Origin of the sequence: Pseudomonas sp. 58 R 3 (assembly GCF_900006605.1) — a bacterium.
GTDB lineage: Bacteria > Pseudomonadota > Gammaproteobacteria > Pseudomonadales > Pseudomonadaceae > Aquipseudomonas > Aquipseudomonas salomonii.
Map to the genome: position 1 here is coordinate 88,779 of NZ_CVTT01000060.1, position 23,387 is coordinate 112,165.

The 23,387-nt window shown below is 58.9% G+C and carries 20 protein-coding genes and 2 pseudogenes; 11 read left to right on the top strand and 11 right to left on the bottom strand.

Translation table 11 applies throughout. The features are described 5' to 3' along the window. The first annotated feature begins 164 nt into the window (after nt 1-164). The gene (locus BFP92_RS18265) at nt 165-671 is read left to right on the top strand and encodes a disulfide bond formation protein B (RefSeq protein WP_056858320.1); all 507 of its coding nucleotides are present in this window, start codon (nt 165-167) and stop codon (nt 669-671) included. A gap of 474 nt (nt 672-1,145) precedes the next feature. Here the strand turns inward: BFP92_RS18265 and BFP92_RS32345 are convergent. Further along, nucleotides 1,146-1,437: pseudogene (locus tag BFP92_RS32345) on the bottom strand (hypothetical protein). 27 nt (nt 1,438-1,464) lie between these two features. Here BFP92_RS32345 and cyoA point away from each other — a divergent pair. The 6 genes from cyoA to queC all read left to right on the top strand — a co-directional run bounded on the left by cyoA (nt 1,465) and on the right by queC (nt 7,100). Then, on the top strand, nt 1,465-2,406 hold the full coding sequence (gene cyoA, locus BFP92_RS18270) for a ubiquinol oxidase subunit II (RefSeq protein WP_065930545.1): 942 nt from the start codon (nt 1,465-1,467) through the stop codon (nt 2,404-2,406). A 3-nt stretch (nt 2,407-2,409) separates the two neighbouring features. Beyond that, entirely contained in the window at nt 2,410-4,428 is a 2,019-nt protein-coding gene (gene cyoB, locus BFP92_RS18275) for a cytochrome o ubiquinol oxidase subunit I (protein WP_017135070.1), read from the top strand. Between the two features lie 3 nt (nt 4,429-4,431). Next, on the top strand, nt 4,432-5,058 hold the full coding sequence (locus tag BFP92_RS18280) for a cytochrome o ubiquinol oxidase subunit III (RefSeq protein WP_056858318.1): 627 nt from the start codon (nt 4,432-4,434) through the stop codon (nt 5,056-5,058). Then, a complete protein-coding gene (cyoD, locus tag BFP92_RS18285; RefSeq protein ID WP_010206434.1) occupies nt 5,058-5,399 on the top strand; it encodes a cytochrome o ubiquinol oxidase subunit IV in 342 nt (113 codons plus the stop codon). Before BFP92_RS18280 ends, cyoD begins: the two co-directional genes overlap by 1 nt. 11 nt (nt 5,400-5,410) lie before the next feature. Next, a complete protein-coding gene (cyoE, locus tag BFP92_RS18290; protein WP_017135069.1) occupies nt 5,411-6,298 on the top strand; it encodes a heme o synthase in 888 nt (295 codons plus the stop codon). A gap of 103 nt (nt 6,299-6,401) precedes the next feature. After that, nucleotides 6,402-7,100, top strand: coding sequence for a 7-cyano-7-deazaguanine synthase QueC (gene queC / locus BFP92_RS18295; protein ID WP_065930546.1), 699 nt, complete (start codon nt 6,402-6,404; stop codon nt 7,098-7,100). Nucleotides 7,101-7,249: 149 nt separating this feature from the next. Here queC and BFP92_RS18300 read toward each other — a convergent pair whose 3' ends face one another. After that, nucleotides 7,250-8,128 carry a queuosine precursor transporter gene (locus BFP92_RS18300; protein WP_065930547.1) on the bottom strand — a complete coding sequence of 293 codons (879 nt, stop codon included), beginning with the start codon at nt 8,126-8,128 and terminating at the stop codon, nt 7,250-7,252. Then, on the bottom strand, nt 8,115-8,720 hold the full coding sequence (locus tag BFP92_RS18305; protein ID WP_083221760.1) for a helix-turn-helix transcriptional regulator: 606 nt from the start codon (nt 8,718-8,720) through the stop codon (nt 8,115-8,117). The genes BFP92_RS18300 and BFP92_RS18305 overlap by 14 nt, the downstream gene beginning before the upstream one ends. Before the next feature lie 274 nt (nt 8,721-8,994). On the opposite strand from BFP92_RS18305, the gene BFP92_RS18310 reads away from it, so the two are divergent. Both BFP92_RS18310 and BFP92_RS18315 read left to right on the top strand, forming a co-directional pair. Beyond that, nucleotides 8,995-10,350: a serine hydroxymethyltransferase gene (locus BFP92_RS18310; RefSeq protein ID WP_065930548.1), complete on the top strand. Its 1,356-nt coding sequence runs from the start codon at nt 8,995-8,997 to the stop codon at nt 10,348-10,350. A gap of 96 nt (nt 10,351-10,446) precedes the next feature. Beyond that, nucleotides 10,447-11,526, top strand: a complete 1,080-nt coding sequence (locus BFP92_RS18315) for a pyoverdine biosynthesis transaminase PtaA (RefSeq protein ID WP_065930549.1) — start codon at nt 10,447-10,449, stop codon at nt 11,524-11,526. A gap of 136 nt (nt 11,527-11,662) precedes the next feature. On the opposite strand, the gene BFP92_RS18320 is transcribed toward BFP92_RS18315, so the two are convergent. Further along, nucleotides 11,663-12,379, bottom strand: coding sequence for a hypothetical protein (locus BFP92_RS18320; RefSeq protein ID WP_065930550.1), 717 nt, complete (start codon nt 12,377-12,379; stop codon nt 11,663-11,665). 70 nt (nt 12,380-12,449) lie between these two features. Continuing rightward, on the bottom strand, nt 12,450-12,692 hold the full coding sequence (locus BFP92_RS18325) for a hypothetical protein (protein WP_065930551.1): 243 nt from the start codon (nt 12,690-12,692) through the stop codon (nt 12,450-12,452). Between the two features lie 83 nt (nt 12,693-12,775). On the opposite strand from BFP92_RS18325, the pseudogene BFP92_RS18330 reads away from it, so the two are divergent. Then, nucleotides 12,776-14,310 (top strand): annotated as a pseudogene (locus BFP92_RS18330) (cytochrome C); the annotation flags it as partial. Here BFP92_RS18330 and BFP92_RS18335 read toward each other — a convergent pair. Continuing rightward, nucleotides 14,307-15,557, bottom strand: a complete 1,251-nt coding sequence (locus BFP92_RS18335; protein ID WP_065930552.1) for a 2-aminoadipate transaminase — start codon at nt 15,555-15,557, stop codon at nt 14,307-14,309. The pseudogene BFP92_RS18330 and the gene BFP92_RS18335 sit on opposite strands and share 4 nt — an antisense overlap. Before the next feature lie 223 nt (nt 15,558-15,780). Between BFP92_RS18335 and BFP92_RS18340 the strand changes: the two genes are divergently transcribed. Next, entirely contained in the window at nt 15,781-16,797 is a 1,017-nt protein-coding gene (locus BFP92_RS18340) for an amino acid ABC transporter substrate-binding protein (RefSeq protein WP_065930553.1), read from the top strand. A 43-nt stretch (nt 16,798-16,840) separates the two neighbouring features. Here BFP92_RS18340 and BFP92_RS18345 read toward each other — a convergent pair whose 3' ends face one another. The 5 genes from BFP92_RS18345 to BFP92_RS18365 form a co-directional block, all read right to left on the bottom strand. Beyond that, a complete protein-coding gene (locus BFP92_RS18345) occupies nt 16,841-17,854 on the bottom strand; it encodes a sensor domain-containing diguanylate cyclase (RefSeq protein WP_065930554.1) in 1,014 nt (337 codons plus the stop codon). A gap of 165 nt (nt 17,855-18,019) precedes the next feature. Then, nucleotides 18,020-19,918, bottom strand: a complete 1,899-nt coding sequence (locus tag BFP92_RS18350) for an alkaline phosphatase D family protein (RefSeq protein WP_065930555.1) — start codon at nt 19,916-19,918, stop codon at nt 18,020-18,022. 108 nt (nt 19,919-20,026) lie between these two features. Then, nucleotides 20,027-20,212, bottom strand: a complete 186-nt coding sequence (locus BFP92_RS18355; protein ID WP_065930556.1) for a hypothetical protein — start codon at nt 20,210-20,212, stop codon at nt 20,027-20,029. 141 nt (nt 20,213-20,353) lie between these two features. After that, entirely contained in the window at nt 20,354-22,582 is a 2,229-nt protein-coding gene (locus BFP92_RS18360) for an ATP-binding protein (RefSeq protein ID WP_065930557.1), read from the bottom strand. Further along, entirely contained in the window at nt 22,579-23,193 is a 615-nt protein-coding gene (locus tag BFP92_RS18365; RefSeq protein WP_065930558.1) for a biliverdin-producing heme oxygenase, read from the bottom strand. Before BFP92_RS18365 ends, BFP92_RS18360 begins: the two co-directional genes overlap by 4 nt. Nucleotides 23,194-23,387: the final 194 nt, after the last annotated feature.

Here is a 23,387-nt window from a genome sequence, read left to right on the forward strand (position 1 = left end):
CAGTTGACTCATAAGTGACTGATCCACCGCCTTCGCGAGCAAGCCCGCTCCCACATTGGGTTATCTATTTATCCAGATTAATCCGCTGTTAACCCCTCTCTGTTTTAACCATGCTCTGTGTGTAAACTTGCCGGCATTGGCACAACGACAAAGGGAAAATGGGGATGAGTGACGAATTGCGTTTAGGCAGGGAGCGGCGCTTTCTGGTGTTGCTGGGCATCATCTGCCTGGCGCTGATCGGCGGTGCGCTGTACATGCAAGTGGTGTTGGGCGAGGCGCCGTGCCCGCTGTGTATCCTGCAGCGCTACGCTTTGCTGTTGATTGCGATCTTTGCCTTCATCGGCGCCGCCATGCGCCGCAAAGGTGCGGTCACCTTGTTTGAAGGGCTGGTAGTACTCAGTGCCCTGGGCGGCGTCGCTGCCGCAGGCCACCACGTGTATACCCAGTTTTTCCCTGAGGTGAGCTGCGGCGTCGATGTGTTGCAGCCGATTGTCGATGAGCTGCCGCTGGCCAAGGTGTTCCCATTGGGCTTCCAGGTCGACGGCTTCTGCAGCACGCCGTACCCGCCCATCCTTGGCCTGTCCCTGGCGCAGTGGGCGCTGGTGGCGTTTGTGCTGACGGTGATCCTGGTGCCGCTGGGCATCTATCGCAATCGCCAGCGCCAGGCCTGAGCCTGTTCTCCAAAACGCCCCGGTCTTCCTTGAAGGAAGTCCGGGGCGTTTTTGTTCGTAGGGATTTGTGAAAGGGCCGTGACGAGGGGCAACAATAGGTGCGCGCAGCGTGCGACATGTTGTCACACGGACGTTGTCGCAGGACGTTTCCGACCCATCAAACCGCCGCCTGAATTTGCACCCGAAGGCTAAATTGTGCTGTCAGTTCATCGTTTGGGCGATGCCGCGAATGTCATGCCGTCCGAGCCGTTGGGTGATGTCCGAATGCCTTGTTTTATGGGGGCTTGGATCCGTTTTGCAAGCCCTTACAAGGTGTAAGGGAAGTAGCGTTCTGCCCAATAACACGGCAATTTTTGTGGTTTTTGTTGAGAATCGAACACGATAAGATCGCGAACCTTTGCAGGTTTAGTGAAGGATTGTTGCTGTAATCGATAAAAATTATTTCTTTATAAGACATGGTTTATACATCGCTAGCTAACTACAATCGCCCGCACTGAATGTCCGGTGCTGTTCAATATTTGAGCACCGGAGCGGTCGAGGGGCAGATGGACGGCTCTGTGCGACCCCAAGGTTCCGGCAGCCTTTCAACTATCCGCACCAAATGGAATTGGTCTGTAACAAGGCCTTTAACCACGAAATCGAATAAGAACTCACCGCAGGTCCGTGAAACGTACAGTTATGGCGTGACGGGCAGGCTCTTATTCAATCGAAGAGAAATGCCAACCCTTGGCAGGGTGAAGTGTTGGCGATCAAAACCCAACTGCATTGCGCAAGCTGCTTTAGAGGTCGTGAGATGAGTAAAAACAGGTACCCCCGATTACTAGGCTTTTTGCCGCTGATTGGCATGCTGTTAATGCTGGGAGGCTGCAAGTGGACCTTGATGGACCCAAAAGGACAGATCGGTCTGGATCAACGAAACCTGATCATCACCGCTACCCTGCTGATGCTGCTGGTCGTGGTCCCTGTGATCATCATGACCTTCGCCTTCGCCTGGAAATACCGCGCGTCGAACACCAGCGCTACCTACGCGCCCAAGTGGTCGCACTCCACCAAGATCGAAATCGCGGTGTGGCTGGTTCCGATCCTCATCATCATCGCCCTGGGTTACATCACCTATAAGTCGACCCACGAGCTGGACCCTTACCGTCCGCTGGAATCCAACGTCAAGCCGATCAACATCGAAGTGGTCGCGCTGGACTGGAAGTGGCTGTTCATCTACCCGGACCTGGGTATCGCCACGGTCAACGAGATCCAGTTCCCGGAGAACACTCCGCTTAATTTCCGGATCACCTCCGATGCCGTGATGAACTCGTTCTTCATCCCTGCACTGGGCGGCCAGATTTACGCGATGGCGGGCATGCAGACTCGCCTGCACCTGATCGCCAACGAAAAAGCTGAAATGGAAGGCATCTCCGCGAACTACAGCGGCGCTGGCTTCACCGGCATGAAATTCAAAGCGATCTCGACGAGCCAGGAAGACTTCAACGCCTGGGTAGCCGCAGTCAAGGCCGCACCTAAACAGCTTGATCAAGCTGAATACGACGCCCTGACCAAACCAAGCCAGAACAACCCAGTCGCGCTGTACTCCGCGTTTGAGCCGGACCTGTTTCAGAAAATCGTCGACAAGTACGAAGGTATGAAGCCAGGCAAGCCGGTCAAGCACGAGAAGAAAGAAGTGGCCGTGGTTGAAGGTTCTGACACGGGCTCGCATTCAACTGCTGGGGCAGAGGAGTAAACGATGTTTGGTAAATTAAGTTGGGATGCGGTCCCGTTCCACGAGCCGATCGTAATGGTGACCATCGCCATGATCGCGCTGGGTGGTCTGGCACTGTTTGCTGCAATCACGTATTTCAAGAAATGGACCTACCTGTGGACCGAGTGGCTGACGTCTGTCGACCACAAGAAAATCGGTGTCATGTACGTCATCGTTGCCATGGTCATGCTGCTGCGTGGTTTTGCCGACGCCATCATGATGCGTACCCAGTTGGCCATGGCCACCGAGGGTTCGCCGGGCTACCTGCCGCCTGAACACTATGACCAGATCTTCACCGCTCACGGTGTGATCATGATCATCTTCATGGCGATGCCATTCTTCACCGGCTTGATGAACCTGGCCTTGCCGCTGCAGATCGGTGCGCGTGACGTTGCCTACCCGTTCCTGAACTCCCTGAGCTTCTGGCTGCTGGTTTCCGGCGTGGTGCTGATCAACCTGTCCCTGGGCGTCGGCGAATTCGCCAAGACCGGCTGGGTTGCGTATCCGCCATTGTCGGGCATTCAGTACAGTCCGGGCGTGGGTGTGGACTACTACATCTGGGCGCTACAGTTATCAGGACTCGGGACGACATTGACGGGGGTCAACTTCCTGGCCACCGTGCTGAAAATGCGCGCCCCTGGCATGAAACTGATGGACATGCCGATCTTCACCTGGACCTGCACCTGGGCAAACGTCCTGATCGTGGCTTCGTTCCCGATCCTGGCCGCTACCATGGCGCTGCTGTCGCTTGACCGTTACCTGGATTTCCACATTTTCACCAATGAACTTGGTGGCAATCCGATGATGTACGTGAACCTGTTCTGGGCATGGGGGCACCCTGAGGTGTACATCCTGATCCTGCCAGCGTTCGGTATCTTCTCTGAAGTGATCTCGACCTTTACCGGCAAGCGCCTGTTCGGTCACCACTCGATGGTTTATGCATCGGGCGCAATTTCCGTACTGGGCTTCATGGTATGGCTGCACCACTTCTTCACCATGGGCTCGGGGGCCAGCGTCAACGCCTTCTTCGGCCTGGCGACGATGCTGATTTCGATCCCGACGGGGGTGAAGCTATTTAACTGGCTATTCACCATCTACCACGGCCGTCTGCGTATCACCAGCCAGGTTCTGTGGACCCTGGGCTTCATGGTGACCTTCGCCATCGGCGGCATGACCGGCGTACTGCTGGCCATCCCGGGTGCTGACTTCGTACTGCACAACAGCCTGTTCGTGATCGCGCACTTCCACAACGTGATCATCGGTGGTGCTGTATTCGGCTACATCGCAGGTTTCAGCTTCTACTTCCCGAAAGCGTTCGGCTTCAAGCTGCACGAAGGCTGGGGCAAGGCTGCATTCTGGTTCTGGATCTCGGGCTTCTTCGTCGCGTTCATGCCGCTCTACGCGCTGGGCTTCATGGGCATGACCCGTCGTCTGAACGCCACTACCAACCCTGAGTGGGTGCCGTACCTGTACGTCGCCATGTTCGGTGCGTTGATGATTGCTGCCGGTATCGCCTGCCAGCTGATTCAACTGTACGTGAGCATCCGTGACCGTAAGCAGAACGCTTGCGACTCCGGTGACCCATGGAATGGCCACACCCTGGAATGGTCGACTTCCTCGCCTCCACCGTTCTACAACTTCGCCGTGATTCCTACTGCGAACACCATTGATGCGTTCACCGAAGCCAAGGAAGACGGTACTGCGTACCAGCGTCCTAAGCACTACGAGCCGATCCACATGCCGAACAACACCGCCACTGGCGTGGTGATGGGCGCGCTGTTGACCGTGTTCGGTTTCGCGATGATCTGGCACATCTGGTGGCTGGCAATCGTGGGCCTGGTAGGCACTATCGGTTACTTCATCATTCACGCTGCCCGTGATGATCAAGGCTACATGGTGCCGGTCGAGACGATCGAACGCATCGAAGCCGAGCAACACGCTCGCCTGGTAGCCGAGAAGAAAATCCCGGCCAACCGTGTAGAAACCTCGTTGGAACAGGCTTAAACCATGTCGAACTTAGTGACCAATGCTGGACACGCCCATGTCGATGACCATGGGCACGATGACCATCACCACGACTCGGGGCCAATGACCGTATTCGGTTTCTGGCTCTACCTGATGACCGACTGCATCTTGTTTGCGTCGATCTTCGCGGTGTACGCGGTACTGGTAAACAACGTAGCGGGTGGCCCGTCGGGCCACGACATCTTCGAACTGCCTTACGTGCTCGGCGAAACCGCCTTGCTGTTGTTCAGTTCGATCACCTACGGCTTCGCCATGCTGGCCTTCTACAAGGGCAGCAAGAAGGGCGTACTGAGCTGGTTGGCACTGACCTTCCTGTTCGGCCTGGGCTTCATCGGCATGGAGATCAACGAGTTCCACCTGCTGATCTCCGAAGGCTACGGCCCGCACCGTTCCGGCTTCCTGTCCGCGTTCTTCACGCTGGTAGGCACCCACGGTCTGCACGTATCTGCCGGCCTGCTGTGGATGGCGGTGATGATGTATCAGGTCAATAAGCACGGCCTGACCAACACCAACAAGACTCGCCTGAGCTGCCTGAGCCTGTTTTGGCACTTCCTGGACGTGGTCTGGATCTGCGTATTCACCGTCGTTTACTTGATGGGGACTCTGTAATGGCTAATGCACACTCCCATGACCATGACAGCCATGATGCGAGTCACGGCAGCGTAAAGTCTTACGCTATCGGCTTCATCCTGTCGGTCATCCTGACCCTGATCCCGTTCGGCCTGGTGATGTACCCAACCTTGCCGAAGTCGATCACCTTGATGATCGTCCTGGCGTTCGCGGTGATTCAGGTTCTGGTTCACCTGGTGTACTTCCTGCACCTGGATCGCTCGAAAGAGCAGCGCGATAACGTGATTGCGTTCGTGTTCGCAGGTCTTGTGATCCTGCTGCTGGTTGGCCTGTCGATATGGATCATGTTCAGCATCCATACGTTCATGATGGCGAAGTGAGGTAAGACCCGATGTCGCTTAAGCACTTTATCCAAATCACCAAACCGGGGATCATTTTCGGTAACGTGCTTTCTGTGGCAGGCGGTTTCTTCCTGGCCTCCAAGGGGCATGTCGATCTGGCCATCTTCTTGGCTGCGATGATCGGCACGTCCCTGGTGGTAGCTTCCGGTTGTGTGTTCAACAACTGCATCGACCGTGACATCGACTTGAAGATGGAACGCACCAAGAATCGTGTGCTGGTGCAGGGCCTTATCTCCCTGAAACTGGCACTGATCTACGCGACCGTCCTGGGTGTTGCCGGTGTGGCCCTGTTGTACAAGGTGGCCAACCCGTTGGCGGCGCTGTTTGCCGTGATCGGTTTTGTCATCTACGTCGGCCTTTACAGCCTGTACCTCAAGCGCAAGTCGGTTCACGGCACGCTGGTGGGCAGTCTGTCCGGGGCGATGCCGCCGGTGATTGGTTACGTGGCTGTGACCAATAGCTTCGACATGGCTGCGCTGGTGCTGCTGGTGATGTTCAGCCTGTGGCAGATGCCGCACTCCTATGCCATCGCAATCTTCCGCTTCAATGACTACCTGGCTGCGTCGATTCCGGTGCTGCCGGTTAAACGTGGCATTCAGGTAGCCAAGAAACACATTTTGCTCTACATCCTGGCCTTCCTTGTGGCGACCTTGATGCTGACCTTCAGTGGCTACGCCGGCATGAGCTACCTCGCCGTCGCCGCCGCCATGGGCATGTACTGGTTGTACATGGCCTGGACCGGCTACAAGGCGGTGGATGACACCGTCTGGGCGCGCAAGCTGTTCGTGTTCTCGATCTTCACCATCACCGCGCTCAGCGTGATGATGTCCCTGGATTTCCAAGTGCCGAAAGAGCTGTTGCTGACCTACGCACACTGAGTCATCGAGCAACAAAAAGCCCCGCCTTCGCAAGAAGCGCGGGGTTTTTTATGGCGTGGCCTTTAAACTATTCCCACATTCTACAAATGCAGGAAGCAACGTGATGACGAAAAAAGCCGTGATGGTATTCAGTGGCGGGCAGGACTCGACCACCTGCCTGATCCAGGCGCTGGGGCAGTATGACGAAGTGCACTGCATCACCTTCGATTATGGCCAGCGCCATGTCGCCGAAGTTGAAGTCGCGCAGAAGCTGGCCAAGCAGTTGGGCGCTACCGTTCACAAAGTGATGGACGTGTCTTTGCTCAACGAGCTGGCGATCAGCAGCCTGACCCGCGACAACATTCCGGTGCCGACCGTGAACAGCTCGGGCGAAAGCCTGCCGAGTACTTTTGTGCCGGGGCGCAATATCCTGTTTCTGACCCTGGCGGCGATCTACGCCTATCAGGTCAAAGCCGAAAGCGTGATTACCGGTGTGTGCGAAACCGACTTCTCGGGTTACCCCGATTGTCGCGATGACTTTGTCAAAGCGCTGAACACCGCGCTCCAACTGGGCATGGACTATAAGCTGCGCCTGGACACGCCGTTGATGTGGCTGAACAAGGCTGAGACCTGGGCGTTGGCAGACTACCACCAGCAACTGGACCTGGTTCAGCACCAGACCCTGACCTGCTACAACGGCATCATCGGCACCGGCTGCGGTAATTGCGATGCATGCAACCTGCGGGCGCGGGGCTTGAATGAGTATTTGCAGGACAAGCCGGGTGTGATGAGCAGCCTGAAGCAGAAGTTGCAACTGAGCTAGGATCAGGGGCGCAAGCGGTATTCGGTCAAAATGTGGGAGCGGGCTTGCTCGCGAATACGGTATGTCAGTTACGGATAAATTGACTGACCCACCGCATTCGCGAGCAAGCCCGCTCCCACAGTTAGGTCACATTAACCAGCCTATTAACATCAGGCAGCGCTACCGGTAATCCAGCGTTTGAACAACGCACGCGCGCCATAGGCCGGCAGAATATTGAAAAACGCAAAGCCGACTTTAATCGCGATCTGCACATAGATCATGCTCAAGATGTCGCTGGTCTGCATCGCGCCATAGAACGCAATAAAGCAGAACAGGAAACTGTCGATAATCACCGCAAAGAACGTGCTGAGGAAAATCCGCAGGTACAGGTATTTGGAGTTGGTCAGTTCCTTGATCTTGCACAGCAAGTAGGAGTTTATATTCTCCGACACCAGGAACGAGACCGAGGACGCGACCAGTACCGAGGACACTTGAATGATCACGTCGTTGTAAGGCCCGTCCAGTTTCCAGCCCGGCAACCCCGGCAGAAACGTCGAGCCATAGAGCAAGATGATGATCATCGCGTTACTGGCAAACGCAAACAAAATGGCGCGCCTGGCCAGCCGCAGGCCGAATTGCTCGTTGAGCAAATCCACGATCAGAAAGGTCAGCGGGTAAAGAAACGTGCCCGGCGTGACGATGATGCCCATCGACTCCAGGTAAATAGGCTTGGTCGCGGCAATGCTGGTGAAAATATAAAACGTGAACAGCAACAGGTTCAGGATGATGTAGATCATCCAGGAGTTTTCGTTGCGGTCGTTGATATCGTAGGCCGTCAGCGTCCCTCCCTGTGAATAAAACTTCTTGTACATGTTCTTAATTTCCATTTTATTGAGGTTATCCATGATTTCGCTGTTGATGACTTCATTCAGCTTCATCTTGATGACCTTGCCGGTGGCGATCACCATGATCACCGCCAGGCTCTTGTCATTCTCAAAGCCCAGCAGTTTGTATTTGCTGTTTTCGATGCCGGCTTCATAGGTTGTCATTGAAGCGCTCCTCAATGATGTCGCCGATCACGCACAAGCGCTCTGAACCGGCGCAGGCTTGAAGGGTGATAAACATCTTTTGGGTGGCCCGGTCGTACACCAGCTTTTCTTTGCCCAGGGTGGACGCGCCTTTTTGCACGATGAGCAAATCGCCTGGCTCGTTGATGCCGGGGATGCCACGTTCCAGGCGCACGCCGATCAGGTTGTAGGAAGAGCCGAAGTAGTAGGTCAGCGGATACAGCGTGGCCAGCTCGCCAATGCGCTTGTCCAGGTTCTGGATAACCAGGCTTTCCTTGAGCACCGGCACGGCGGCCGGGTTCATGTTGCCCTGTGGGGAAACACTGCTCTCGATGATTTCCTTGGCTTCAAAATCGAGGGTCTCGATTTCATCGTAGGAGACGCCGAAGAAGTCCGAGATCTTGCGGACGGTGGACTGCTGCACGTTGACGACCTTGCCTTCCAGGATGTTGTAGATGGTGGTCCTGGTCAGGCCGGCAGCATTGGATAACGACAACTGCGTCTCGCCGCGGCTTTTGATCAAGTACTTGATGTTGCTCTTCAAGTGCTCGGTTTTTTCGCGTCTGTGTATCACGTGCTCACCACTTCCTTTTAGTCGTTAACGTCCATTGTTTGCGCAACCACAACAGGGAGCGCCCGTTCCGGGGGCGCTTGTGGTTTTGCGGCGGCGGGAGTGTTGCATGCGTCGGGCCTAACAATAAAGTCCGGATGCGCTGCTTGCGTGCTTTTGATGGGGTTGGCGTTTGTAAAATGAACATTTGATTTGGAAAATGTTTAATTTCCTGTTTAATTGATCCTCTCGGTTCAGGACGGACCGGCACGCAACGCCCAGGAAGGGACCCGCACTGATGGCATTCAATACCGTACCTCTGAAAGACCAGGCCGACCTGCTGCGTCGTGGCCTGGCGGATCTGCGCGCAGAAGACTTCGAGCTCGCCAGCCTGCTGGATGCTGAAGTCACTCGCCAGCATCGCACCCTCTCACTGGTGGCTTCCTCCTGTGCGGTCAAGCCACGCACTCTGGTGGCCTGCGCCTCGGCCTTGGTCAATGTGAGCGCCGAAGGCACACCCGGCAAACGCTATCGCACCGGCTGCGAAAATGTCGATTTGGTGGAGTCCCTGGCTATCCGCAGAGCGCGGGAGTTGTTCGACGCGCATTACGCCGGCGTGCAGCCTCATTCGGCGTCCAATGCCATATCCCAGGTGCTGTCGGCGCTGCTTGAACCGGGCGATACGCTACTGGGTATGGCCCATGACCATGGCGGCGAACTCACCCTTGGCAGCCCGGCGGTGTTCACCGGGGCCTATTACAAGGCCATCCGCTACGGCACCACCGGCGAAGGCCTTATCGATTATGAGCAGGTGCGCAGCCTGGCCCTGGCCCATCGCCCACGCATCATTATTTGCGGTGCGGGTGCGTACTCAAGGGTGGTGGATTTTGAGCGCTTTCGCGCGATTGCCGACGAGGCGGGCGCCATCCTGCTGGCGGATATTTCCGCTATCGCCGGGTTGGTGGTGACAGGGCGCCACCCGAGCCCGATCAACGCCGCACACGTCACCATCACCTGCACGCACAAGCAATTGGGCGGCCCGCGTGGTGGGTTGATTCTGTGCGGCCGCGACGCCGAGACCAAGGTGCCCGGCCTGCGGTCGACGTTCAGCCGTGTGCTGGATCAAGCCGTGTTCCCGCGCATGCAAGGGGCGCCGGCGGTCAATATGATCGCGGCAAAAGCGGCCGCCTTCAGGTATGCGAAGTCAGCGCAATTTGACGCCTGCATGGGGCGTGGTCGTGCGCTTGCCGATGAAGTGGCCAGTGCGTTTGCGGCCCAGGGTTACGACGTGGTGGGTGGGCGCAGTGACAACCATACGGTACTGATCCGGTTGCCGGGCGCCATGACTGGCGCCATCGCCGAGGCGGCCCTGGAGTCTTGCGCCATTGTGGTGAGCAAGCATCGCGTACCGGGCGAGACACGTTCGAAGTTGGTCACCAGCGGTTTGTGTCTCGGCACCGGCTGCATGGCGCAACGCAATTTCGATGCCGACGGCTGCCGGCAGGTGATTGAGCTGATTTGTCGGGTGTTGGAAAAGGTCACCCCGCTGGGCGAACAGGACTATCGGCTTGAGCCTGAGGTGCTCGAGCAGGCGCGCACGGCGGTGGAAGCCTTGTGCATGAATTACCCGATCGCCGACTACCTGGAGGGCTGATCGCGGCGCCGGTGGCTAAATCAGCTGGGCGCCTTCTCGTCATACTTCTTTGTACGCACCGTGAGAAACCATCACCCGTCTACAAGGAGTCGCGCCATGTTCAGCGTAAGTCGTCGGTCTCTTCTCGCCTTTGGTGCGGCCCTGCCGGTGCTGGGCCGCCTGGACTGGGCGGTCGCCGGCCCGCCACCGGCCCCGGCGGACAGGGTGCGACTCAACTACAACGAAAGCCCCTACGGCCCTTCAGTCGCCGCCCGCGAGGCGATGCAGCGTGGCATCGCCCTCTCCGGGCTGTATCCCTATGGTTACATGTACGGCTTGGCCGAACAGTTTGCTAAAGCGCAGGGGCTGGCCGAAGAACAGGTCGCTGTATTTTCCGGCTCCATGGCCGCCCTGCGCTACGCCGTGTTGGCGTTTACCAGCCAGGCCCGTGGTCTGGTGATGGCCACGCCGTCCTATGAAGTACCGCGTCAGGCCGCCCAAGCGTGGCAGGCGCCGGTGCACGAAGTGAGCCTTAATGCCGACCACGCCCATGACGTGCCGGCCATGCTCGCCGCAGACCCTCAGGCGGGCATGCTGTACCTGTGCAACCCCAACAACCCGACCGGCACCCTGACGCCCACCGCAGCGATCCGCCAGGCGCTGGCGAACAAACCCAAAGGCTGCGTGCTGGTGGTGGATGAGGCGTACATCGACTTCTGTGACGCACAAAGCTGCGTGAGCTGGGTCAAGGACCACGACGACTTGCTGGTGCTGCGCACCTTCTCGAAAATCTACGGCATGGCCGGTGCGCGCCTGGGCCTGGCGATCGGCCACCCGGCGTTGCTGGAACGGCTGGCGGTGTTTGGTGGCGACAATGTGCCGGCCGCGTCCACGCTACTGGGTGCTCGGGCGAGCCTGGAAGACCTCAAGCTGGTGCCGCAACGCAAGGCGCTCAATGCCCAACTGCGTGACGAAACCGTGGCTTGGCTCAAGGGGCGTGGTTTTACCTGCACTGCGTCGCAAAGCAACTGCTTCATGATTAACGTGAAGCAACCGGCCGAACAGGTCATCGAGAAGCTGGCTGCACAGGGCGTATTGGTCGGGCGGGTGTGGAAGAATTGGCCGCAGTGGGTGCGGGTGACGGTGGGCAATAAACAGGAGATGGCGCGGTTTCGCGAGGTGTTCGCGAGTCTTTAAATCACCACAAAACCCATGTGGGAGCGGGCTTGCTCGCGAAGGCGGTGTGTCAGTAACAAATGTTCTGACTGATACATCGCCTTCGCGAGCAAGCCCGCTCCCACATTTTTAGTCCAGCTGTGTTGCAGGTAATGCGTTACTGCTGCGCGATGCTGTACCCATCAAACGCCGTCTGCTGCTGCAGTGCAGTAATCACACTCTTGCGGCTCAACGGCTGCTCGGCGCCGGCGTTATCCACAAAGCTTTCAACTTCAAGCTCGGCCTCGTCGCCTTCACCCACAAAGCTGAAACCCAGAAATTCGAACGCTTCACGGTCAACGTTGAGCTTGGAGCGCGGCGTGCGCAGCGGCAGGGTGACGCTGATGCCATCCTTGCTGATCACAAACACTTCGGCTTCTTTCTTGGCCCGTGCAGCCTTGCCCTTGCCGGCGCTTGGGTTGCTGATGGCCTGGTGAGACTGGTTCAGCACCTTGAGGGCCAGGCCGTAGACCAGCTCCTGAAACTCGGGGTCGTCCTTGAAACTGGAGAGGATGCGGCTGATCGAGAACTTACTGCTCAGGTCTTCGAGGGCGATGTTGTCGGCCGCTTCGGCATCCTTGAGTTGCTTGAGCTGGCCCATCAGGTCGTAGGCCTTGTCGTCGTCGAAAGCGTCATGGGCCTGGCGGATGGCCACGCGCAGTTCGCGGATCTGGTCGCTTTCCTTGGAAGTGTGGAACGCGTCCAGCACCATCTCGCTGATGATCTTGGCCGCAGGCACATGCTGTGAAAGATTGATGGCATTTTCGTATTCGGCCTTCGATTGCAGGGCGACTACGGATTCTTCGGCGGCGTGTTCGGTGTAAGAATCAGACATTGAAATTTCACTACTTCAGTAAGCGGGAACAAAAAAACGTCGCGCATTTTCGGCGGCCACGCAGGTCAGGTCAAGGCAGCACACTGCCCTTATCGCGGCGCAAGGCGCTCAGCGCCCGCTGCAATCGATCGGCCCGCCCGCAGAACAGACCAACGGTAAACCCCGACACACCGCCCACCATCAGCACCACCGGCAAAATCATCAACGAGCGTCGATTCTCGCACCCGCCCAGGCAGGCCTTGATGCCGTAATAACAAATCCACAGGTAGATGGCGTACACCCACAGGGGCGTGCCTTGGAGGATATCGAGCATGGGTGCTCCCTTGCAGGGTTGGAAGGCGCTGATAGTCGTTGAGCCATCATCTTTTTGTCCATCGATGTGGCGCTGATCCAGGGGACATGCGCGCCCTGTACGCCTACCTGATGCAAGGCGTCGAGCCGGTGCGACAGGCCAACCTTGAGGCGGACATGGGCTTCCCGTTCAATCAGCGCTGGGGCCTGGCGCTGTGGAATTTTGCCTTTCTCGACAAGCAGCCGTTCCAACCCGACCCGCAGTGTAGCGAAGTGCTCAACCGTGGCGCCTATCGGGTCCAGGGCCTGGGGCATTGCGGCTCGTGCCACACGCCACGGGGCATCGCTTTCCATGAAAAAGCCATGAGCGATCCGGGCCGCAGTGGCCGGCATTACCTGGCGGGTGAAACCGTCGAACACTGGCGGGCCCTGAGCCTGCGCAACCTGTGGACGGTCGAAGACACTGTGCAACTGCTCAAGACCGGGCAGGACCGCTTTGCCACGGTCGCCGGCAACATGGCCGATGTGATCCACCACAGCACCCGGCATTTCAGCGATGACGACCTTACGGCCATCGCCAGTTACCTCAAGTCCCTGCCGCCGGGTAAAGACGACCTGCCAATGCCATCGGTCGCCCGTGCATCTGCCGCACCGCCAGCCGACCTGTTCACCCGCCGTGGCGGTCTGGGTTATATGCAGTTTTGCAGTGATTGCCACCGCAGTGACGGCGCTGGCGTAAAAGGCCTGTTTCCACCCTTGGCGGGTAACCCGAGCATTGCCTCAAGTAACCCGACCTCGTTACTGCACATCACGTTGACCGGCTGGCTGATCAGGAAATCGCCGAAATTCTCACTTTCGTGCGCACCCGTCGGGGCAACGAAGGCACACCAATCAATGCGGGCCAAGTGAAGCAACTGCGTGACCAACTCAACCCTGACACCACCGATTGTTCAGCCTTCGAAACCCCAAGGCTGGCGAATTTGCTCGCCGCACCCAACGCCGACCAGGTTGTTCGTGGCATGCGCCTGCACCTGCAAACCAAGGCGCTGCTGCCGGATAACGTCGGCAATTCGCTCAATTGCACCAGTTGCCATCTCAACGCCGGCACCGTGGCGGACGGTTCGCCCTTTGTGGGCGTGTCGGCGTTCTTCCCCAGTTACGCGCCGCGTGCAGGCAAGGTGGTTACGCTAAAGGAACGCATCAACGGCTGTTTCCGCCACTCGATGAACGGCAAGCCACTGGCGCCGCAGTCAGCGGATATGCAAGCGATGGTCGCGTATTTTGACTGGATGAAAAACAACACCCGCCCTGAAGATAAAGTCGCCGGGCGCGGCGTGGGCAAGATCGACCCGGTGGTCAAGCCGGGCCTGGACAACGGCAAGCAGGTGTACCCGCCACTGTGGGGCGAGCAGTCGTTCAACATCGGCGCCGGTATGGCACGGCCTTACACCGCGGCGGCGTTTGTGAAACGCAACATGCCGATCGGCGTCCACGAAAAATTCCCGTTGGGGCAGGGCGGTTTGTCGGACCCGGAAGCGGTGGACGTGGCGGCGTATTTCTCTGGCCAACCGCGCCCGGATTTTCCGGACAAGGTCAAAGACTGGCCCAACGGCGGCAAGCCCGTGGATGCGCGTTATTAAGCCAACTGCTTAAGGCAGGCCTCGAGAATATCCAGGCCTTGCTCCAGCACCGCAGGCTCGGTGGTCAGCGGTGCCAGCAGGCGGATGATATGCCGCGACTTGCCGCTGGGCATCAGCAGCAAGCCGGCCTCGCGTGCCAGGCTGAGCAGTTGGGTCAGTTGCTGGGGCGCGGGCGTGCCGTCGGCATGGGCCAGCTCGATGCCGCGCATGGCACCCACGCCGGTCAGACGACCCAGATAGGGCGACAGATGTTGTTCGCGCCAGGCGGCATAACGGCTGACGATGGCGGCTTCCTGTTGTGAACCCCAGGTATTTAATTGCGCGTCGGTCATCGCATCCAACGTCGCCAACGCCGCTGCGCAGGCAATCGGGTTACCGGAGTACGTGCCACCGAGGCCACCTTTGGGCAAATTGTCGAGCAGCGCCTTGCGCCCGACCACCGCGCCCAATGGCACGCCACCGGCGATGCTTTTGCCGAGCAGGATCAGATCCGGTTCGATGCCCAGGCGCGAGAAGGCAAAACGCTGGCCGGTACGCCCGAAGCCGGACTGGATTTCATCGACAATCAGCAGGCTGTTTTTCTCATCACAGAAGCGGCGCAGGGCCTGGGCGAACTCGATGTCCAGTGCCAGAAAGCCGCCTTCGCCCTGCACCGGTTCGATGATGAAACAGGCCACATCGTTTACGTCGATTTCCACACTGAACAGACGGTCCATGGCCTTCAGGGCTTCGGCGCAGGTCACACCGTTATCGGCGCTGGGGTAGGGCAGGTGATACACCGGGCCAGGCAGCACACCGACCTTTTGCTTGTAGGGCGCCACCTTGCCATTGAGGTTAAGCGTGGCCAGGGTGCGGCCGTGGAAGGCGCCGTCAAAGGCGATCACCGCCGTACGGCCGGTGGCGCCGCGCACGATTTTCAAGGCGTTTTCCGCCGCTTCCGCGCCGCTGTTGGTGAGCATGCCGCTCACCGCGTAATCCACCGGGATAAACGCACAAAGGCGATCCATCAGCTCGATGTAGGGCGCGTGCGGCGCGGCGTTGAACGCATAGTGGGTAAGCCGCGTGGCTTGTTCGCGAATCGCTTCCACCACGCCTGGGTGACAATGGCCGAGGTTGAGCACGCCAATGCCGCCGACAAAATCGATATAGCGCTTGCCCATGGTGTCCCAGACTTCGGCATTTTTACCGTGGCTGAGGCTGATGGGGTGAACGATGGAAATCGATTGGCTGATGGTTTCGCGGCTCATGAATCGGGGACTCGGCAATGGCGGGCGTGTATTTATCTAAGCCGCGCAGCCGGCCTCGCCGCAAACGAAATAAAATCGCCGGGTCATTCCAAATCGGAAGGAGCTGTTGCCTAAAGGTCGTTTGTGGCCACGCTGCAAACCTGACAATACTGCCGGGCAACCTCAGAAACCGGCGCGGGCAGTGCGGCGCCGAATAATAAAAGACTCACAGGGAGTGCCTCGCATGAACCACCTCAAAACCCTTATCGCGGCCACAGCCATGGCGCTTGCCGGCAGTGCCCACGCGGGCGTGACCCTGGACGCGATCCAGAAAAAAGGCTTTATCCAGTGTGGCGTCAGCGACGGCTTGCCGGGTTTCGGCGTGCCGGACAGCCAGGGCAAGATGACCGGCCTCGATGTAGACGTGTGCCACGCTGTTGCCGCCGCCGTGTTCGGCGATGCCTCAAAAGTGAAGTTCACCCAGTTGACCGCCAAGGAGCGATTCACCGCGTTGCAATCGGGCGAAATCGACCTGATCTCCCGCAATACCACCTGGACCAGCTCCCGGGATTCCGGCATGGGCCTGGTGTTTACCGGCGTGACCTATTACGACGGCATCGGCTTTTTGGTCAACAACAAGCTGGGCGTGACCGCTGCCAGGCAACTCGATGGCGCCACCGTCTGCATCCAGGCCGGCACCACCACTGAACTCAACGTTTCGGATTACTTTCGCACCCACGGCATGAAGTACACGCCGATCACCTTCGACACCGCCGACGAGAGCGCCAAGGGCCTGGAAGCCGGGCGTTGCGACGTGCTCACGACCGACCAGTCGGGCCTGTATGCCCAGCGCATCAAGATGGCCCACCCGGATGAGTTCGTGGTGCTGCCGGAGGTGATCTCCAAAGAACCCTTGGGGCCGCTGGTACGCAAGGGCGACGATGAGTGGTTCAGCATCGTCAAGTGGACCCTGTTCGCCATGCTCAATGCCGAGGAAATGGGCATCACCTCGCAGAATGTCGTCGAGCAGGCCAAGTCCACCCGGAACCCGGACGTGGCGCGGCTGCTGGGGGCCGACGGCGATTACGGCAAAGACCTGAAGCTGCGCAAGGATTGGGTGGTGCAGATCGTCAAGCAAGTGGGCAATTACGACGAGGTATTCGAGCGCAATATCGGCCAGGGCAGCGTGCTGAAGATCAAGCGCGGGCTTAATGCGTTGTGGAGCAATGGCGGCATCCAGTACGCACCACCGGTGCGCTGACTGAACTCTGCCTTAGGTGGGCGCTGGCTTGCCAGCTCCTACATCACTCAGAGACCGCATCCTTGCCCGCCGCCTTGGACCGGTACAGTGCTTGATCGGCACGTGCCATCAGCGCGGCGGGCGTTTCGCCCATCCGCCGCTCCACGACGCCCAGGCTCAGGGTGACTTTGAAGTCGCCCACGGCGGGCATCTCGGCGATGGCCTGACGGATGCGTTCAGCCAATTGCCTGGCGGTATCCACCGTGCTTTTGGGCAGGATCACCATAAACTCATCGCCCCCCCAACGCGCGAGCAAGTCACCCTGGCGCACACAGGTTTCCAGCCTTTCTACCACGCTCACCAAGGTTTGATCGCCGACGCCATGACCCTGTTTGTCGTTGATCGGCTTGAAGTCATCGACATCCATGGCCACCAAGGCCAGCGGTACGCGGAAGCGCTCGGCACGGTCGCACTCCTCCAGCAGCACCTTCTCCAGGCGATAACGGTTGGCGATGCGCGTCAAGGCGTCCTGTTCGGCCAGGGAACGGTTCTCGTCCAACTGCAATTGCAGTTGCTGATTGACCCGTGACAATTCAAGGGTGCGTTCGGCCACCAGCGCTTCCAGCGACTGATTGCGCTGTTGCAGCTGTTCGATGGAAATTTTGCGTGTATGGATATCGCGGTGCGCGCCGACCATGCGTGCTACTGAATTGTCGGGGTTACGTGCAATGACGTAGCCACGGTCTTCGATCCACAGGTAAGTGCCGTCTGCTTTGCGGCAACGATACTCAGCCTGGTAATGGGGCGCGCGTTGGCTGATGTAGTCATCAAATACAGCCATGACGCGTGGATAATCTTCGGGGTGGATCACGTTCTCCCAGGTGAACACGCTGTTCTCCAGGGAGTGGCGGGGGTAGCCAAGCATCGTGTACCAGCCGGGGCTGCGGTACACGAACCCGGTGTTGGCATTCCAGTCCCAGATGCCGTCGCTGACCAGTTCCATCACCGCATGCAACATGTCGGCGTTGAGTTCGGAAAAGTTATTGCGCAGCGGTTTATTGCCGGATGTCTCGTTCATCTGTGCACTTCCCTGCCGATGCTGGCTCCTACGGCCAGTCTTCATTGACGCCGGTACACCGTGGCTGACGTTACTCTACATCGCGGCTTGAGCGCTTTGAATAGGATGAGTGTGCTGCTTTAGTGGTGTGGCTAAGAGCCATTATCTGCTGCAGCGATCGACTCTTTAGTCCGGCGCCACCATCTGTGTTCGCGGCTTACCATCCGCGTTGTGCTGGTAAATCGCCTCCGGCTGGCCCTGCTCATTGAAAAACACTTGGCCGATGCCCGCCGAATTCCACAGCCGTTCACCCGCCTCGGCATGCTCCGGTATATGTGGCACCACCTGCATGGTGCGCCGGCGCGTGAAACCGTTGAGGGGCGAGCGCGGTGAGTAGAGCCAGCGGTTGAGGCGGTCGAACCATTCCAGCAAGCGCGCCGGGAACTGGTTCTTGATGCCGCTGCTGGTGATCTGCCAGATTTTGGGGCCGGCGCTGCGGTGGCGGATCAGCACTTCATAGACGAACGAGTAATGCACATCGCCCGACAGGATTACGTAGTTCCCCGGCGTGCGCGAGTGGCGGAAGATATTCAGGATCACCTGGGCGGCGCCGCGATGGGCCATCCAGTTTTCGGCGTCTACCAACAGCGGGAAGCCGCACCAACTGAAGACCTTCTGCACGGTCTCGATCAGCTTGACGCCAAAGATCGGCGCGGGCGAAACGATGATGGCTGACGGGTGGTCCAGCAGGGCCTGTTGCAGTTCGCTCAAGGCTTCCCAGTCCAGCAGGCCGGAGGGTTGCTTGAGCGCAAACTCACTGCGCCAGCGCCGGGTGCGCGTGTCGAGCACCACCAGTGCGGGCGTAGTGGGCAGCACGTAATGCCAGTGCTGAAATTTCAGCAGGCGTTGCAGCAGCTCATCGTGCGCAGCGGCGTGCAGGTGGTTGTCTTGTGTCTTGGCGGCCAGCGCCTGGGTGTGTTCCAGCAGTTCGCCAAACACATCCGGCTGGTTGCCCCAGCCCTGACACAGCATATAAGCGAGCAGGGCATTGCCGATGATGCGTTTGGAGAATGGATGGCCGTAGGCGGTGGCTTCCCATTGGGCGCTGAGGTTCCAGTCGTCGGTGATGTCGTGATCGTCAAAGATCATCAGCGTCGACAGGTGTGCGAAAACCCGCGCAACACCGGGCAGGCCGTCACGGAACCGATCGATCTGCACTTGCTCACGGTCATAGCGCTGTTGTTGCGGCGCACTCAATGACGGCGGCTGTGGCGTGATCAGAGTCCAGGGCGTGGGCGACCACACCAGCAGGTACATCGCCAGTACTTCGGCAAAGGTCACCAGGTGGTTGTCGGCGGTGCTGCTGGTAAAGATCGGTTTTTTCACACCGCCGAAAAACCGTTCGCGCAGGGTCTCGTTGCTGTCCAGTGCGGGCAGCAGATCCGCGCGGTGGTAATAGCTGGCGCGATGCTCGTAAAGGCTGGCGCTGTCATCCTCCACGGCGCCTTCCAGGTATTCGTCGAACAATTCTAAACCCGCGATCAGCGCATGAATCGCCCGCAGCATGGGCCCGGCCACATCGTCGGCGTAGACCTGGTCGCCGCTCATCATCAATAGCGCCGGGCGTTCACCCGGAGTGTGCGCGTCGGCCAGCAGGCGGTCTACGCACAGCAAGCCGTCATCGGCGTGGTGATGGGGTTTGCGGCACGAGCCATGCACCAACTGGTGAATGCGGCTGTGCACCACGAAATTCGCGCAGGCGGCGTCGGCATACAGCAGGTGCGGGGCCCATTGCGCAATACCACAACCGTCGACCAGCAGGTCATAGTCGATGATCACGTCCAGCGGCAGGGCTTCGCTCAGGGAAACGTCGATCAGATGGATAAAGGCGTGGCGGCCGACGGGCACGACCTGGCACTGCCGGGGGCCCAGATCGATCGTCAGGGCTTGGCCTTGAGGTGCTTGCAGCCTCAAGGCCAATCGCAGGGCACGGCTGCCCACCAGCCAGATCACCAGGCGCTTGGGTTCCAGGCGCCGAAGCAGTGGGCCGGCAATGACAGCGGGCAGTGTGTCGGATTGCGGCATGAAGCAAGCAGCTCATACAAGGTAGGGCTGAAAAGGGTAACGCAGAGGATGTCAGTGTTTTGTCAACCGCTTGCAGCGGATACCCGGCAGCCGATTGCCCTTATTGGATCAGAGCTCGAAGCCACGTCCCAGGGAGTCCAGGGACGAACGAGAGGGCTTAGGCTTGGGCGGTACGTTTTGCATCATTGGGTCGTTGTCGGGACTTTTGGGCTTTTCAGCACGCTTGGTGTTCTGGTTAGCCAGGAGGGTAACCAGGTCGATGGCATAGCCAGGGAAAATATTGCCTGTAATCATGGTAAAACCTCTTGCTCAGGTGGAGGATTGTTCTCGCATCAAAACTCCCTTTGATTGCGCCCCCCTTCAGTGGCATTGGCCGGGTTTATGTTCCCGGCCATAGGTTTCTGCATGTTTGATATGTGTTGGACTGAATGAGTTTCAGACAGGCTTGGGCACCGTAAACCTGAACTCGCTGCCGCGCCCCAACTCACTCTGCGCCTCAATCCGTCCGCCGTGGGCTTGCACGATACCTTGGGTGATATACAGCCCCAAGCCACTGCCGGTGGGGTTGTTTTCGGTCTTGGTCCAGTAGCGATCAAACACATGGGGCAATTGTTCGGGCGCAATGCCTTCGCCGGAGTCGCGCACCGAAAACACGATATCTTCGCCATTGCTCATGGCGCTGATACCGATATTGCCCTGGCGCGGGGTGAACTTGATGGCGTTGCCGATCAGGTTCGACAGCACCTGGAACAGGCGCTCCGGGTCGGCATGGATCTGCAGGCCGGGTTCGGCGTTGAACGACAGGTCGATGCCTTTCTCCATCGCCAACGGCGCGAGCAGCGAATAGGCCTCTTCGAACATCTGGCTGACGTCCAGCGACACGGGCTTGACCACATAACGCCCGGCCTCGATTTTCGAGGTGTCGAGCAGGTCTTCCAACAGCACATTCATGCGCCCGGCGGCCTGTTGCATAGTGTCGATGGCCGAGGAAATTCGCCGTGAGGTATGTGGGCCATCGGAGCTGAAGGCCTTTTGCATCATGCCGCAGAGCATCGAGATGACCGTCATCGGGTTGCGCAGGTCGTGGGACACCACCGCCACCAGTTCATCACGGGCACGCACGGCTTGCTGTTCGCGCAGCACTTGACGGGCCAGGTCATTTTCCAGGGCGAAGCGGCGCAGGTCGTTGGCGGCAAACCGGTCGCCGTGGCTCCACTTGGTGGAGATGCCGGCCATTTCGACTTTCCAGATTTCAAACGAGGTGCGTGGGCGCAGGCGCAAACCGGCGTCGGAGCTTTCCAGGTTCAGCGGCTTGTTCGGGTCGCCGCTCCAGTTGATGTTCTCTTTGACCTCTGGGCGGAACCACAACACGCCGTTATCCACAGGCTTGGGCAGACTCATGGCCAGAACGCCGCTGGCCACGGGCTGGAACTCGGCAGCCGGCGGGTACACCGATGTCAGGTTATGGCTGGAAAACACCGGCTCGCCGCTTTCCTGCAGCCACCTGTGCAGCGCACGAATCTGCGCAGGCTCGGGGCAATTACCGTAACGGTGCAATTGCTTGTCTTCAATGATCGCCACGCCGCCCGACTGGGTCAGGTCCATCAGCACCTGCGGCTGCTGGGCCAGGCCATCGAAAACGTTTTGCTCCGAGGCCTTCATTGCGCGGTCCAGCAATGCCAGGGCTTCGACTTTTTCCTCGCGCTGGCGGATCAGGTCCAGGGCTTCCATGGCGCTGATCTGCAGCGACAGCACCTGGCCGATGGTCTGGCAGGCAACGCGCAGGTCGTTGGGTACCAGCAAGGGCTCGCGATTGCCGCAGCTGATCAGGCCCCACAGCTTATCGCCGGCCATCAACGAGATGCTCATGGACGACAGCACGCCCATGTTCTGCATGTATTGGCAGTGAATCGGCGACACACTGCGCAGGGTGGCGAAGCTCAGGTCCAGCGGCTGGTCGGTGCCCGGCCGCAGCTTGGGCAGCAGTGGCACCGGCTCGTAGGCGGCATTCGGGATGATGCGCAGCCAGTTGGTGCGGTACAGCTCGCGCGCTTGCTCGGGAATGTCGGACGCGGGGAAGAACAACCCGTTGAACTGCTCCATGGACGGCGCCGACGCTTCGGCAATCACCTGGCCGTGGCCTTCTTCTTCGAAGCGATAGATCAGCACCCGGTCGTAACCGGTCATGGCCTGGATCTCAGTCACGCTGATTTCGTACAGCGCTTGCAGGGTTTTCGCCGACTGCAAGCGTTGCAGCATCTTGCCCAGGTCACTGGTGCGGCCATTCAGGGCGCGGGGTTTGAAGTTTTCAAGGCGCGGTTCGAACTCAAGTACCAGCACGTTCTGATGGCGATGCAGCAAGCCTTCAAATTGCGCACCATTGAGCGTGACATGCAGCGCCGGAGCATCGAGAAACCCGTTGTTTTCGGCGATCGATTGCACGGCTTGGGCAGGCTCAACGCCAATTAACCGGTGCAGCGGTTGGCCCAGCAGCGCCTCGGGCGCGTGGCCGAACAGGCTGCCCACGTTGGCGCTGACCTGAGTGATCTGCAGCTCAGGCTCCGACAACGTCAACAGCACGCCGTGGGGCTGGATGGCGCCCGGGAAGCGAATCGGTTCGTCGGCACAGTTGGCAAGCAGCTCTTCAAAATCGTCGGGTTTCATAGCAGTACCTCCTGGCGGGCGAGCCATTGCTCAAAGCCACTGAATGTAGAACAGGCGGCATCGACCGCGCGCTGTTTTGCGTCAGCATCCAGCGGCAGGCGGCCCAAATAATCGAGAAAGTTTTTCCAGAGCCGACCGGTTTCGGTGCCGTACACATCAAGGAACGCTCCGCCGGTATCGGCGTGTATGTCCAGGCGCCGGGCCATTTCCCGGCGCAGCACTTGGCCGCCAAGAGTCGCGCCTTCCAGTACATACAGGGCACCGAGGCAGGCGGCGGGGGTGTCGAACGTCGGATGTTGGGTGCAGCGGGGCAGGGCATTGATGGCGTTGTCATTCAAGCCAAGTGCGCGCAAGTCGCCCATCAGTGTGGGGGTTTTCACACGCAGTACAGCGTCGTATCCGTCGGGGATCAAGCCACTCGCGTACAGCGCTGCTTCCATCGGCGCATAAAACCCGTAGTACGCCTGGAGCAATCGCCGATACCAGCCGGCATCCAACTGATCGGAGAAAAACGGCAAGCGCTTTTCCAACGCCACATGCAGCAAACCCGTGCCTGTGCGCAACGCTTCCAGCAATGAGGGCGCACTGACGTCATGGGCCTGTGAATGCATTCAATAAGCTCGAACTGTGGGCCTGAAGGCCATGAATGACGCGTGAAATGGGCGACGATTCTACACAAGTCATTGCCGTCAACTGTACGCACAAGGCGAAAAGCCTGACGGGGGGATCAGAAAAGTCGCTCCTTGCGTAATAAATGACCACAGCGCATTACAGCAAGTTCGGTTTAAGTGATGTCGCGACGCTA

Bases quoted from the DNA above. Each gene is read 5' to 3' on its own strand.
- BFP92_RS18265 (WP_056858320.1), top strand. From the start codon at position 165: ATGAGTGACGAATTGCGTTTAGGCAGGGAGCGGCGCTTTCTGGTGTTG.
- cyoA (WP_065930545.1), top strand. From the start codon at position 1,465: ATGAGTAAAAACAGGTACCCCCGATTACTAGGCTTTTTGCCGCTGATT.
- cyoB (WP_017135070.1), top strand. From the start codon at position 2,410: ATGTTTGGTAAATTAAGTTGGGATGCGGTCCCGTTCCACGAGCCGATC.
- BFP92_RS18280 (WP_056858318.1), top strand. From the start codon at position 4,432: ATGTCGAACTTAGTGACCAATGCTGGACACGCCCATGTCGATGACCAT.
- cyoD (WP_010206434.1), top strand. From the start codon at position 5,058: ATGGCTAATGCACACTCCCATGACCATGACAGCCATGATGCGAGTCAC.
- cyoE (WP_017135069.1), top strand. From the start codon at position 5,411: ATGTCGCTTAAGCACTTTATCCAAATCACCAAACCGGGGATCATTTTC.
- queC (WP_065930546.1), top strand. From the start codon at position 6,402: ATGACGAAAAAAGCCGTGATGGTATTCAGTGGCGGGCAGGACTCGACC.
- BFP92_RS18300 (WP_065930547.1), bottom strand. From the start codon at position 8,128: ATGACAACCTATGAAGCCGGCATCGAAAACAGCAAATACAAACTGCTG.
- BFP92_RS18310 (WP_065930548.1), top strand. From the start codon at position 8,995: ATGGCATTCAATACCGTACCTCTGAAAGACCAGGCCGACCTGCTGCGT.
- BFP92_RS18315 (WP_065930549.1), top strand. From the start codon at position 10,447: ATGTTCAGCGTAAGTCGTCGGTCTCTTCTCGCCTTTGGTGCGGCCCTG.
- BFP92_RS18320 (WP_065930550.1), bottom strand. From the start codon at position 12,379: ATGTCTGATTCTTACACCGAACACGCCGCCGAAGAATCCGTAGTCGCC.
- BFP92_RS18325 (WP_065930551.1), bottom strand. From the start codon at position 12,692: ATGCTCGATATCCTCCAAGGCACGCCCCTGTGGGTGTACGCCATCTAC.
- BFP92_RS18335 (WP_065930552.1), bottom strand. From the start codon at position 15,557: ATGAGCCGCGAAACCATCAGCCAATCGATTTCCATCGTTCACCCCATC.
- BFP92_RS18340 (WP_065930553.1), top strand. From the start codon at position 15,781: ATGAACCACCTCAAAACCCTTATCGCGGCCACAGCCATGGCGCTTGCC.
- BFP92_RS18345 (WP_065930554.1), bottom strand. From the start codon at position 17,854: ATGAACGAGACATCCGGCAATAAACCGCTGCGCAATAACTTTTCCGAA.
- BFP92_RS18350 (WP_065930555.1), bottom strand. From the start codon at position 19,918: ATGCCGCAATCCGACACACTGCCCGCTGTCATTGCCGGCCCACTGCTT.
- BFP92_RS18355 (WP_065930556.1), bottom strand. From the start codon at position 20,212: ATGATTACAGGCAATATTTTCCCTGGCTATGCCATCGACCTGGTTACC.
- BFP92_RS18360 (WP_065930557.1), bottom strand. From the start codon at position 22,582: ATGAAACCCGACGATTTTGAAGAGCTGCTTGCCAACTGTGCCGACGAA.
- BFP92_RS18365 (WP_065930558.1), bottom strand. From the start codon at position 23,193: ATGCATTCACAGGCCCATGACGTCAGTGCGCCCTCATTGCTGGAAGCG.